Origin of the sequence: Catenovulum agarivorans YM01 (assembly GCF_000281085.1) — a bacterium.
GTDB classification, from domain to species: domain Bacteria; phylum Pseudomonadota; class Gammaproteobacteria; order Enterobacterales; family Alteromonadaceae; genus Catenovulum; species Catenovulum agarivorans.
This window is the reverse complement of the sequence record NZ_JH767541.1, coordinates 1-14,223: the sequence shown is the minus strand read 5'-3', so window position 1 is coordinate 14,223 and position 14,223 is coordinate 1. Positions and strand designations below refer to the sequence as shown.

At 40.6% G+C, this 14,223-nt stretch carries 7 protein-coding genes; 4 read left to right on the top strand and 3 right to left on the bottom strand.

What is annotated here, in order from left to right; translation table 11 throughout:
• Positions 1–140: 140 nt before the first annotated feature.
• Together WSC_RS0119910 and WSC_RS24495 are read left to right on the top strand one after the other, a co-directional pair.
• The gene (locus WSC_RS0119910) at positions 141–1,613 is read left to right on the top strand and encodes a sulfatase (RefSeq protein ID WP_016957721.1); all 1,473 of its coding nucleotides are present in this window, start codon (positions 141–143) and stop codon (positions 1,611–1,613) included.
• Between the two features lie 38 nt (positions 1,614–1,651).
• Positions 1,652–3,745 (top strand): glycoside hydrolase family 88 protein, encoded by a 2,094-nt coding sequence (locus WSC_RS24495; protein WP_016957720.1) that lies wholly within the window; start codon positions 1,652–1,654, stop codon positions 3,743–3,745.
• Between the two features lie 129 nt (positions 3,746–3,874).
• On the opposite strand, the gene WSC_RS0119895 is transcribed toward WSC_RS24495, so the two are convergent.
• The 3 genes from WSC_RS0119895 to WSC_RS0119885 form a co-directional block, all read right to left on the bottom strand.
• On the bottom strand, positions 3,875–5,227 hold the full coding sequence (locus WSC_RS0119895) for an alginate lyase family protein (protein WP_016957719.1): 1,353 nt from the start codon (positions 5,225–5,227) through the stop codon (positions 3,875–3,877).
• Between the two features lie 9 nt (positions 5,228–5,236).
• Complete coding sequence (locus WSC_RS0119890) at positions 5,237–8,029, bottom strand: alpha-L-rhamnosidase (protein ID WP_016957718.1); 2,793 nt, start codon at positions 8,027–8,029, stop codon at positions 5,237–5,239.
• A gap of 273 nt (positions 8,030–8,302) precedes the next feature.
• Positions 8,303–11,395 carry a glycoside hydrolase family 2 TIM barrel-domain containing protein gene (locus tag WSC_RS0119885; protein WP_016957717.1) on the bottom strand — a complete coding sequence of 1,031 codons (3,093 nt, stop codon included), beginning with the start codon at positions 11,393–11,395 and terminating at the stop codon, positions 8,303–8,305.
• A gap of 229 nt (positions 11,396–11,624) precedes the next feature.
• On the opposite strand from WSC_RS0119885, the gene WSC_RS0119880 reads away from it, so the two are divergent.
• Entirely contained in the window at positions 11,625–13,022 is a 1,398-nt protein-coding gene (locus WSC_RS0119880; RefSeq protein WP_016957716.1) for a sulfatase family protein, read from the top strand.
• A gap of 81 nt (positions 13,023–13,103) precedes the next feature.
• Positions 13,104–14,223: alpha-L-rhamnosidase N-terminal domain-containing protein (locus WSC_RS0119875; protein WP_016957715.1), on the top strand; the 1,120-nt coding region annotated here is incomplete at its 3' end.

Here is a 14,223-nt window from a genome sequence, read left to right as displayed (position 1 = left end):
CCACTTTTGCTAGCTAAAATTTTCTAGATGAATAGGGAATGAAAACTCAAAGTGATACCCCCAAATTAAATTTCGCGGCAGGGGTGTCAATCTTATTCATCTTTCCCTTTTCTTTTAAAAGCAGCAAGAGGTACAAAAATATGGTGATTAATAGACGCAATTTTATTTTAGGGACTACAGCCTACGCTACTATGTCTGCATTGACGCCATTTGAAGTGTGGGGCCAATTAAAACAACAATATCCAAACGTTTTAATGCTTATTGTGGATGACCTAAATGACTGGATAGGCCCAATGGGCGGCCACCCCAACACCAAAACACCAAACATTGATAGATTAGCAAATCAAGGGACTGTATTCACAAACGCTCACGCATCAGCCCCCTTGTGCGGACCGTCACGCGCCAGCATAATGACAGGCTTGGCACCCTCAACTACGGGTATCTACGGTCACATCAGCGACGAGAATATTCGTAAAGCCAGTGACAAAACAGCTCACTCTGTGTTTTTAAGTGAGCATTTTAAAAAACATGGTTACTACACAGCTGCGGTAGGGAAAATATTCCACGAGCGCGTCGTCGATGGTAGCTTTGATGAATATGGCGGACGCGTAAAGGGCTTTGGTCCATATCCTGAAAAGAAATTTTTTTGGGACGATCCTCGTACCAATACTGATTGGGGTGCTTTTCCAGAGCGTGACGACCAAATGCCAGATTATGAATCAGCACATTGGATTGCAAACAAACTAAAACAAAAACGCGACAAACCTTTTTTTATGGCATGTGGCTTTATTCGCCCACATGCACCTTGGTATGTACCTCAAAAATGGTTTGACCTACACCCGGCTAAAGATTTGTATTTACCTCCCTACATGCGTAAAGACCTAGATGATGTGCCAGAAATAGCTAGATTAATATCCGAACATCCAATGATGCCAACCACTGAATGGGCGATAGAAAAAGGCCAATTCAGAAACATAGTACAAGGATATTTAGCCAGCGTATCTTTTGTTGATTCTTGTATTGGCATTGTATTAGATGCTTTGGAAAACAGTGAGTACGCCAACAACACAGCAGTCGTCCTATGGGGTGATCACGGCTATCATCTAGGAGAAAAAGATAAATTTGCCAAAATGACTTTGTGGGAACGAGCAACCCGCACACCTTTGATAATCAAACCCCCAAAATCTAACAGAGCTCAAATCAGTAACCGACCAGTCAGCTTATTAGATTTGTACCCGACACTTGTAAAAATGTGTGGTTTGCCCGCCAATCCAACTAACGAAGGCAATGATTTAACACCGTTACTAGACAATCCAAATGCACCATGGCACCACGCAGCCGTGACAACTTACGGTACTAATAATCACGCCATCAAAACAGAACGGTACCGCTACATTCGTTACGAAGACGGGACAGAGGAATTATATGACCATAAAGTTGATAAAGACGAATGGCGTAACCTAGCCAATGAGCCAGCTTATACAAAAGTAAAAGCGCAATTAGCTAAACACTTGCCCAAAGTTAACGCCAAGTGGTCTAAACATACCTACTACGATGGAAACGACTACTTTTTACAAAAAACAATCGAAGCAGGCGCCACAGAGCGCATGTAGCAACCTGAGCCTAACAATCTTAACAAGAGGACTCATTTGTGAGTGCATTAAAATATCAACAATTACCATTACAATTAAATACAATTGCGAAACTTACCTGTTTATCGGCAGCACTATTACTACCTGCGTGCGCAACAGATGGCAGCGCAGCAAACAACAATCAGCAGCAAAGCGAACAATCCGCGATAAATGTCCAAACACAGCAATTATTTGAACCCAGTTCGCAAGTGCTAGCAAAAATCGAAAAAGTCGCAAACTGGCAGATTCCACGTTTAGAATCATTAGATTATATTCAGTTTAAACGTATGGAATCTTTAGAACATAAACGTTGGGTACAAGCCGTTTTCTATACAGGTTTAAAAAACCTAGCAGAACGATCACATAACCCGACCTACACCCAATGGATTGGTTATAAAGGTAATGAGTGGGATTGGCAGTTAGGGCCAGTACCTTATTTTGGCGACGACCAATTAATTGCAGACACCTATATTTGGTATTACATGAAGCAGCTGCAAAACCCCAAAGTTTTGGCAGCTACCAAACAAGCCTTTGATGCCATTATTGAAGCGAACTCACAAGTTGACTTGGAATTTAAGCCTGAAGTCGACGAAAATATTGTACATACCTGCCAAAAACGCTGGTGTTGGGCGGATGCATTGTTTATGGCACCACCTAGTTGGTTTGCATTAAGCAAAGCAACTGGCGATAAAAAATATGCTGATTATGCCCACCGCGAAATGCAAGCGACTATCGATTATTTGTATGATGAAAAATATGACTTGTTATACCGAGACAGTCGTTTTAAAGAAATCAAAGGAGAATTTGGCGAACAGCTTTTCTGGGCACGTGGTTCAGGCTGGGTATTTGCAGGATTGGCACGCTCAATGGAATATATGGACAAAGACGATCCAAATCGCCCAATATATGAAAACTTGTTCGTAACAATGGCAAAAAAATTAAAGTCATTACAAAAACAAGATGGCTCATGGGCAATGTCATTGTTGGCACATGAAAAAAGTCCTCTTCCAGAAACCAGTGGTACCGCCCTATTCACCTTTGGTTTTGCTTGGGGTTTAAATAATGGTTTATTACCAGAAAATGAGTTTTTACCTGTTGTTAGCAAAGGTTGGAAATTACTAAACTCAGCAGTACACCCAGACGGCAAATTAGGTTGGGTTCAAGCCATTGGTGCTGCTCCAGGCCAAGTAAGTGCTGATGACTCCCAACTATATGGAGTTGGTGCATATTTGTTAGCTGGGTCAGAAATTTTTGATTATATGCAAGCTAAGGAGGAAGCTGCTGGTATAAAAGAGATGAGTAACCCACCAGTAAGAGCCTACGCGCGCCACGCACCAGAAAGATTAGACGACTTTACTTGGGAAAATGACAAAGTTGCCTTTAGAGTATACGGCCCAGCTGCGAAAGGCTCAGGCATTTCAAGCGGAGTAGATGCTTGGTTGAAAAAAGTAGACTACTCGATAATTGATAAATGGTATGCAAACCACCTAAAGGGCATTTCTTATCATGAAGATAGAGGTGAAGGTTACGACCCATACCACACTGGCGATAGCCGCGGTGTGGGAGGCACCGCAGTATGGATTGACGGCAAAGCATATACTGCCGAACATTGGCTAAATTACCAAGTTCATGAAACAGGTAACAAGGTCAATAAGTTTACCCTCACTTATCAAATGGATACACCTTTAGGTAAAGTCACTGAAGAAAAGACTATTACTTTAAAAATGCATGAACATTTATACCATGTAAATTCTAAATTTAGCTTAAATGGCAAGCCTGCAAAATTACCAATTGCAATCGGCATCGCAACTCATGATGAAAAAGCCCAAGTATATTTCAATAAACAAACTGGCCGAATTTCAGCCTGGGAAGAGATTGACAGTAAAGGTTTGGGCACGGGTGCAATCATCAAACCAAGTCTAGTTAAAGACATTCGCCACCTTCCGAGTGAAGTAAAAGATCAAAGTCATGTTTGGCTATTCACCAGCACAGACACGCAAGGAAATTTAGAATACAAAGCTGGTTTTGGTTGGCAAGCTGCAGGATTATTTGGCAGCAAAGAAACTTGGAATTCATTCCTAGATAGTACAGCAACCACCTACACTTGGAAGTAAGCGATATTTCAACTCTAACCTGACACTTAACTCACTGCGAGCAAAATTGGCTACCTAAGTCGATTTAGCTCGCAGTTTATACAAATTATTTTTGCTCAAATAACGTCTCTCGCGACAACTTGCATAGCTTTATTCCAAAGCTGACGCTAACAAACTCTCCCATTTTGTAACCCAGCGAGAAGCGGAGACTGTAGGTGATTTTTCAATATCATTTTTAATTAACAATAAAGGAAAGTCTGTCGATTTTAACAAACTGTACCCAAGTACATAGGGGTATCTAACCGTTTGAGAGCTCAACTTTATGCCTGTGTCATCATTGCCTTTAATAATCACTGGGTTGTTACAAATGCCATCTGGGTTGTCTAATTTAGACTGAGTCCATACTGGTTGTACTTGCAAAAAAGTAACCAAGCGCTCTTTATTATCGTTACCTTCCAAAACGTCTATGCCTTGGTTATTAGCCATCATTAAACTATTAAAAATGGATTTCATCCCCAGACTTTGGTGGTCTAAATCACGACAAGTTTCCATAGTTAAACCAGCTACAAACTTAGGCGTGTCCCAGTATTCAACTAACGTGCCCCGATACTGCGTATTAATAGATGGTAAAGGTTGGCCATTATCTGCGTCTATATAAATATAGGTGCGCGACGCTGCTTTCCAACGGTCAAAAGCCGCGGTGAGCATTTGCATATCACTCAACCAAATAGCAGCCGCAATATGGCCTTCTATACGAGAATGTAACCAATTTTGCGGTGCACCTATTTTATCAGAGGTCACTAATGGCAATAACCGGTTGACAAGCTCATTCATTTTTTGCGTGTGACTATCGGTCCACCCTTCATAGCTATAACGCAAAATTTCAGCAGCGTTGGTAAACCAAGGTAATATCCAGCCATGTTGTAGAGGTGCATTTAAGCCTTCTGTATCAAACCCTTTAAAATTATTCTCATCCGTCCATGCGTTCAAATAATCCAATGCAGTTACCGCGTACATTGTATCTTTAGTGATATAACTTAAAAGGGCAAAAGTATAAGCTGTTATGCCATCTTCCGCAGGCCAATCACAAGCAAGTATTTTAGTTACACCATCTCGTCCTTTGTTAAACCCCCCACAATATATTAATGCACCACCACCAGTTTCAGGATTTTCAATGCCTGGTTTGCGAATGCGTAGCCCATCTTGATTTATATAATCAATTAAATCATTTACTAGTCTAGTCGTTTTAACATCACCATTTTGATAACGCTGTTGCAACGTATTAAGTTGGCTCATAGTCGACATCATACCAGGGTGTTTAACACCATTAATCGTCACATTGCCATCAAAGTCAGCTTCTGGATCAGAATTTGATTTTTGTGGTGTTGGTGTTGGTGTTGGTGTTGGTGTGTCATTGGACACCGTAGAATCGGAACCACTGCCACCACATCCAGTTAATGCAATGGCACTAAATAGTAAAATTGTTTGTATTATTTTTTTCATAATTTATTCCTACTCGCCAATTGCTAATAAATTAGCGGTAATTTGATATTTGCCCGCTTTTAAACTAATGAGTTGTTGTGCATTTGCTATCGAACCATTAAGTGTCAAACTGCCCTGCTGTGTATTAGTCAAAACGATATTCGCTGAAGTATTTTTGGGAACTTTAACTTCCATAGACAGAAGGTCTTTATTGATGTTCCAACTTACAGCTACTTCTCCATGCGGTGTTTTATAACTCCCACTCGCGTTGGTTAAACGCTGATTAAATTGAGGTTCGATTTTTATATGGCTAAAACCAGGCTCTAAGGGTTTAATACCCAATATTCCCTGATAAAACCACTGTGCGACCGCACCATAAGCGTAATGATTTAGCGAATTCATGCTTTCTTTACTAAAACCATCTTTTATAGAATAAGAATCCCAACGCTCCCATGTAGTGGTTGCGCCGTTATTAATAGAATAGAACCATGATGGATAGGTTTCTTTAAACAAGATTTCAAACATCACGTCACTTCGTCCCATCTCCTGCAGAACTGGTGCCAATAAAGGAGTACCCAAGAAACCAGTACCTAAGTGATAGCCAGCACGCTCGATCTCTGCTAACAAATGTTGTTGAGCTCTGTGCTTGTCATCACCATCAAATAAATTGAACGCAAGTGGTAACAAATAACTGGTTTGAGTGTTGTCTGTTTTAGCTTTTGTTTGCTCGTCATAAAACTCTCTGCGAAATGCAATTTTAATCTCGCTAAATTTTGCAGCGTACCCTTGAGCATCATCTTCATTCCCCAAAACTTTTGCTGCTCGAGATATATAATCTAGAACGCGCGCATAATAAGCAGTTGAGATCAAATTTTGCGGAGTATCACCGCGGCGACGCTGTGCTTTGTCTTGTTGTTTTGGATAAGGTTGCAACCAATCTCGAAAGCTATCCATATGTGAGATATTGTCTTTAACTTGTGTTTGATGGTAACTAAGCCATTTTTGCATCATATCGTAATTGTCAGCCAGAATTTGCTTATCGCCTGTTAAAACATAAAGCTCCCAGGGTACAATTACAGCTACATCACCCCAACCAGAAGAAGCACCTTTAGTATGTTTATTTTGTTTGGTTGGAATAAAATTGGGTACCCTACCATCCACAGCTTGCTCCTCACGCACTGATTGAAGCCAAGCAGCCCAAAAACCATAAACATCCGCCATATGCATAGATGGGCTGGCAAATACCTGGGCATCACCTGTCCAACCCAAACGTTCATCACGCTGTGGGCAATCTGTAGGAATATCTAAAAAATTACCACGCAACCCCCAAACAACGTTTTCAGCTAGCTTATTTAACTTGGTATGCGAACTGGTAAAATTAGCATGAACATTAAAATCTGAATGTTGGACTAACCCCTTAACCCAGCTCAATTCTGGTGTTTTCGATTGATCGAACCCTGATATTTCAACGTAACGGTAGCCATGAAAAGTAAAAGTTGGAATGTAGTTGATAACACCTGATTTAGCTGGCATGTAATAATCGGTTGCCTTAGCAGTGCGCATGTTGGCTGTATAAAATGTGTTGTGTTCTAAGGCCTCAGCAAAACGCACAGTTACCAACTGGTTTGCGAGCACAGGAATATTTAATTCAGGCACACCTAACATGTTTTGACCCATATCAAAAACAACCACATCAGGCTGAGGATTAGTTACCTTTACTATATCTACCGCAGATAATGTAACTTTGGTGGTAGGGGCTGTATGACGTTTAGGCGCTAGGGACACCTTACCGTCAAGAGGTTCAACAAGAACCGTATTCCAATTTGAACTATCAAAATTAATGGTATTCCACCCTGGCATTTCATAATGTTCATCATAGGTTTCCCCATCGTAATTACCTGCATCTCGAATCGGCCCATTTATAGACACCTGCCAACTATTGTCGGTTTTAACTATATGCTGAGTGCCATCTGTGTAGACTATTTCTAGTTGCGCTAGTAACGCGGACGGTTCCACATCTCTGGGCTGAGGGGACAAAATACGCCCTGTGTGCCAACCTTCGGCAACAGTCGCCGCAAGAACATTTTCACCAACTTGAATAAGGTTAGTTACGTCATATGTTAAGGTTTCTATCCGCTGAGAATAATCAGTCCAGCCAGGGGTCATTACATCCTTAGAAATTGTTTGACCATTTAAGTAAGCTTTGAAAATACCTTTAGCTGTAATATATAAACGCGCATATTTTATTTCTGACTCGCTACTAAATTTAGTACGAAGATATTGAGGACGATATAACTTGTTTTTAAAGGTAGTGTTACCTTTTTTAAATTCTCTAAATTCGTTTGCTTCTGGATGTCGAACCCATTGTGCTTTCCATTCGTTGTTTGCCAATAAGCCCAATTCTATTGTTGCAATTTCACTCCAGTTAGAAATACGACCCTGCTCATCCCATACTCTCACACGCCAATAGACACGTTGTCTTGAGCTCAGCTCTAAGCCTTGATATTTAATCCAACTACTTTGATTAGAGACTTGCTTATTGCTATCCCATAAATTGGCACTATCCATTGCATCTATACTCGTCGCGACCTGTATCTGGTATGCTTGCTGGCTTGTTAAAGCACTATTTTCGTCAAACTGCCAAGAAAACCTTGGCATCTGTTCATAATAACCGACTGGGTTTACAAACCCTTCTCCAACCTTTAAGGCAACTGGCGCAGCCAATTGCACGCTTGAATTATTGGCTAAGCCACAAGCGGCCAGCGTCAATGCCAAGCTCAGCACTAATACATATTTACGAATATTAATCACATCAAGATACATTTTAAATCCGGTAAATTAAGAATCTTAAAATTCAAATTAACTACTGTCAGGAATAGGGGTGTTCTTTGTATGTTGACACCCCTTTTGCTCATTTTTTTTATGCTAATAAAACCTTTTATCACATCAGATACAAAGTAATCGCTTTGGGGTTCAGATTTCTTTCAATCCGACGGGTTTGCCAGCTTCGCTGGGCAAACAAAAAACGCGCGGTGTTTACAAACCGCGCGTTTAGTATTTAACCGAAACTAATTTGCTATTCTAGAGCCAACTTGATTAGTCTAGTTTTATCTGGTCTAGATTTGGCCCACTTTCACCTTTTGTTCTGAGCTCAATGTGATTGGCACCCTTCACCAAGGTAAATTCAACCTCAACGACACTCCAATAATTTACCCAACTTCCAGTCGATTTAAATTCAACCGTAGTGACAAATTCATTATTTATGTATAGATCGAGCGGGCGTTTAGACTTTTGATCATTGTGAGTATAACGAATGAGCGATTTGTATACACCATCTTCGCCATCATTCTCGTGATACCAATACAGCTTACCTTCTTTATCGTTGAAAGTAGTGTAAGAGCCACCATGTACCCACTTAGCATCGCTTTTTGCTTCAGCGCCAGTTAACTCAGCCGCTTCGGCTTGTAGTCTGAGGCCTCTACCAACCCACATTTTGGCAGAGTCTTTATCGCCCCAAAACAGACCAACACCATCACCAAATTTTTGCTCCATAGAGAGCACAACTTTATCGTTTATCAGTACTTTAGCGTAAACGGTATCGCCGTTTTCGACATTGAATGGCTCTGTGTATGGCTTCATCTCTGTTGCATATGCATCATTAACTGTATAGAAAATTTTAACCTGTCGCATTTGATGACGAGCACTATCCGTTAATGGAATATATTGCACATCAATACTAACTTGGTTAGATAGGCGCAAGGCTTCATCGCCAATAATTGCCCCTATGGTGGCAAATTCTCTCGCTTGCGGATATTTCATCTCAACAAAGGCGCGGGTTTTCCCCATAAACAATGAACGGAAGTTGGCGTGAACACGGTTTGTATGGTCATACGGAGAACCATTTTCTAATGCCTTTTGTTTTACCCCACTCGAAAAGTGGTAATAAACTTTGTTGGCACTATAAGGGTAAAACTCATTAGCTTTATCTAACACTTGTGATGTTATGACTTTAGTTGCAGAGAAACCAGATTCAGCGGCAAATTCTTCCACATAGTGTTGTAAAGAGACTGGCGCACCGGCAGTATTTAAGGTTTTTTCTAAAACTTTTTGACCATTTTTATAACCAACAGCCGTTAGCTTCCCTGGTTGCCAAGGCACCAACCACTCACATTGCATTTCTTCAGCTTTAAGGCCAGGTTTATCTCGACCGAGTGATTTACCGTTAAGGAAGAGCTCAACTTCATCAAGATTTGAATAAACCCAAACTGGAATTTTAGTACCTTTTGCCATGGTGGGATGTGTCCAACTTGGCAAAATATGTAACGACGGCTCATCTAACCATTGGCTACGATAAAAATGAAATAAGTCTTTTTTAAAACCAGCTAAATCTAACGCACCGCCCATAAATGAATGGAATGGCCAACCACCATGCGCTAACCCAGCTTCACCGTGATAATCAAACCCAGTCCAACGGAAATGCCCTGAGTGGTATGGTAAATCGCGCGCTCTTTCCCAATTTTTTCGAGCGCTAATACGCACTGTCGCATTATCGTAAGATGAATTTAAATGTTGTTTCTGGTTACTCCAATCTTTCGGATCTTTCCAATCGTAAAAAAATATTTCGTTTTCCGTTAGGTCAGGCAGATCATAGGTATTGTTTAATGGGCCATCCCGCCACCAAGTTTGTGTACGGTAGTAACCACGAGTCTGCCATGTATGTGGTGCTTCAGTTGAAATAAACGGCTTATCATACTCAAACCCTTCTAAGAAGTTTTTATTTTCTGAACCACCGTTAACGCCCACTACCTCCATGTCTTCTTTGTTTGATGAACCAGAAGTTACCATTCTCGTAGGGTCGAGTTGTTTAACCGCTTTAACTAATTGTGGTGCAATCTCACCGTGCGTTTCGTTCCCTACGCTATAAATAATGATTGAAGGGTGATTGCGATTACGTGTTACCCACTCTGTAATATCTTTTTGCCACCATTGTTCAAAATGATAACGACCGTAATCGTGGCGAGCTTTTTGACGCCAACCATCAAATATTTCATCCATTAACATGATACCTAACTCATCGGCTAAGTCGTAAAACATAGATGGATATGGGTTGTGACCCAAGCGCACAGCATTAACCCCCATATCTTTTAATAATTGCAGTTTCCAACGCAATAATGGTTTAGTCCAAGCGCCGCCAACAGGGCCACCTTCAAAATGCTCTGATACCCCTTTAATTTTGACGTTTTTGCCATTAATCCAAAAGCCCGTGTCGGTTTTCCAAGCAATTTCACGCACACCAAAGTTAGTATTGTCGCTATCGATTACTTTGCCTTCATGCAATAGGTCAATATTCAAGTTATACAAGTAGGCATCATGTGGGTTCCAACGTTTTGCATTGTCTAATTGGAACGAGAATTGATAGTTACCTTGTTGTTGGATAGCAGAAAGTGTAGATTTGCCAGTTAAAACCTCACCACCATCTTGGTCGACCAGCCGATAACGAACTTGATAGTTGCTCGCATGGTTTACTTTTTGACTTAGTTCAAACGCAGTTTGAACAGTGGTTTGTTTACCAACTTTAGGTGTAGAAACAAATAAAGAGTTGTGCTTGATATGAGTTGGGTTAACCACTTTCAATTTTACCGGCGCATAAATACCACCGGGGTGATACCAACGAGCGGAAGGCTGTAGAGTATTATCAACCCGCACACTGATGACATTATTGTCTTTTTTTAAGTATTTTGTAATCTCATAGTGAAAGCTAATATAACCGTAGGGGCGAGAACCTAACAGATGGCCGTTTAACCACACTTCACTATTCATATAAACGCCATCAAAATGGATGAAAACTTGTTTGCCTTGCCATAGGTTATTAAATGCAAAGTGTTTACGATACCAAGCTACGCCTCCGCCGTGATAACCACCAGCTTGCCCTTGAACTCCGTCTTCACTGACACCCTGTTCAAAAATATAATCATGGGGAACATCTACTAAATTCCAACCACTATCATTGTGGTCTTGGTTTTTAAACGCAGAATTGTCTGCCAATTTGAATTTCCAATTATGATTAAAGTTAATTTCTTTTGAGTGGGAAAATGCGCCTGCGGAATTGCTAAAAATCAATCCAGTGACACACAACAGCAGCATGACTACTGTGTGATTAAATAACGTCATAACTCTCGCAGACTTCATTTTTCTATTACCTTGTTCTATTAGTTGCTAAATCTTGGGCCTGTATATATTTATGCGCTCACCAGAGCATTCTGATACCCACAGGCTACAAATAAATTCATTATGACTACTCATAAAGCAGGGGTATCAGTTTTCAAGTTACCGACCTATTACTAATAACTTTGCCAAATTTAGGCTTAGCTAACACCAGCTGTGAACAACAAAATAGTCAATCAAACAAGAGAATAAAATGAAAAAATTTAAACTTGCTGCTGTATTAACCAGCTTAATTCTTACGGCGTGCAATAGCACTTCAAATACTCAAAGAACCGCAGCCGAACAAACCAACACAAGTAAACAGACTCCACCAAATGTTGTCATCATATTGTCGGACGACCATGCATGGAACGACTATGGTTTTATGGGTAGTCCACACGTTAATACTCCAGCTTTGGATAAATTAGCAGCTGAAGGTGTAACTTTTAGCCGCGGTTACGTTCCGACGTCGCTATGTCGACCATCTTTAGCGACAATAGCGACAGGATTATACGCATCACAGCACCTGATTACGGGTAATGATCCTGCACCAAGTGTCTATGGTAAAAAGAACTCGGCTGCCTACAATGCTGCGCGTGAACAGCTCATTTCTAACATTGATAGAGTAGCTACTTTGCCACAAATGTTACGCGAAAAAGGTTATGTATCACTACAAACAGGAAAATGGTGGGAAGGCAGCTATAAGCGAGGAGGTTTTGACCAAGGTATGACCCGAGGCTTTCCTGAAAAAGGCGGTCGCCATGGTGATGATGGTTTAAAAATTGGTCGCGAAGGAATGGAGATAGTGACTAATTTTATTGACCAAGCCAAAGCCGACAACAAACCATTTTTTGTTTGGTACGCACCATACATGCCACATGCGCCACATACACCACCAGAGCGCATACTAAACAAGTACCAAGGTAAAGGTTACCCAGAACCAGTGGCAAAATATTACGCTATGGTTGAATGGTTTGACGAAACCAACGGCCAGTTAATGGATCATTTAGACAAAACTGGTTTAAAAGACAATACCTTAGTGGTTTATGTATCAGACAATGGTTGGATCCAAAACCCAAATAAATCGCATACTTATTTAACTCGCTCAAAAATGAATCCTGACGAAGCAGGTGTGCGTACGCCAATTATTTATTCATTACCCAGCCAATTTAAAGCGCAAATGCGCAATGAAATGACCAGCAGTATTGACATAGTGCCAACCATATTAGGTGCAGCGGGTATTGAAGTACCAGCGGGTTTGCCTGGGTTAAATTTATTTGAAACTTTGAAACAGCAAAAATTAATTCAGCGCAATACCATTTATGGTGAAGGCTATGGCCACGATGTTGTAGACCTAGACAATATTGAAGGTTCGTTATTGTACCGCTGGGTGATTGAAGACGATTGGAAATTAATTTTAAGTTATGACGGTGAAAATCCACGTTGGACAGATAAACACTCTATGATTGGAGAACCTCGTTTGTACAACTTGGCACAAGATCAATACGAAACCACCAATTTAGCTGAGAAAAACCCAAAAATCGTCAAACGATTAGCGCAAAAATTAGTAGATTGGTATCCAGTTACCAGCCGAAAATTATTAACCAAATAAGTTTAATGTAGGGTATTAATTTTTCTGCCAGTTGCATTTTCCTAGTAAGCATTAAACCAGCATTTATTACTAGGAATAACAATGAAAAACTCTAAAATCATGGCAAAAATATGCAGCTGCGTGCTGCTATTTTTGTCATTTCCATCCCTTGCAGTTGAATGGTCAGCCGAATGGATTTGGCCTCAAGGCAGATTTACTGACCCAAACACTTGGGCTGCTTTTCGCAAAGAAGTTAACCTAAGCGAAACCAGCGCTAACAGCATGGCTTATATCAGTGCCGATACTAAATACTGGTTATGGATTAATGGTGAATTAGTCGTTTTTGAAGGTAGCTATACTGGTGGCCCAAGCCCAGTAAAACCATCACCAAGAGTCGATTTTTATCCGATTGCGTCAAATAAATATTACGACCAAGTTGATATCAGTAAGTACCTTAAAAAAGGTAAAAATACCATTGCTGCTTTGGCTTGGTATTATGGTGACAATGGCCAAAAAGGTACTTATATTTCATCCAATACAGGCGGTTTTATCTTTCAAGCACAAGTTGGCAAAACCACAATAGTATCGGATGATAGTTGGAAAGCGATAGACCACCCAGCTTATGATAAAAAAGTGCTTAAGAAAAATCCTTACCGAATTGCTGCTTGGAGTGTAAAGTACGACGCACGTAAAGACCTGCGAGATTGGAGTGAACGAGCTTGGAACCAACCAGGTTTTGACGACTCACAATGGCAAAATGCCAAATCAAAAAAACAGCCTGGTCGTGCACCTTTTTTTGATTTATTTCCCAGCGAAATTCCAATTTTAAACAACTATGGTCTAGCTAACTGCACCAACTACCCAGAGCGCAAATTTCCATTTATCGCCGATGGCAAAAAAATTCGCTGTAAACTCGATTTTAATAAAAACTTTACCCCTTATTTTGATATTGAAGCGGAAGCGGGTTTAAACATACACATCAAATCAAATATGCGTTTAAACACAATTGAAACCTTTTATACAACAAAAGCAGGTCGCCAGCAGTTTGAATCATACTCTTGGTTAAACGGCCGCATTATCGAATACACTATTCCAAAAGGAGTAAAAGTACACGGCTTAAAATACCGTTGGACAGGTGTCGGCTCAACCCCTGGGCATTTTGAAGTTGACGATGCTTGGTATAGCCGCATTTGGCAAATGGCCGAAAATACCTTATACATTT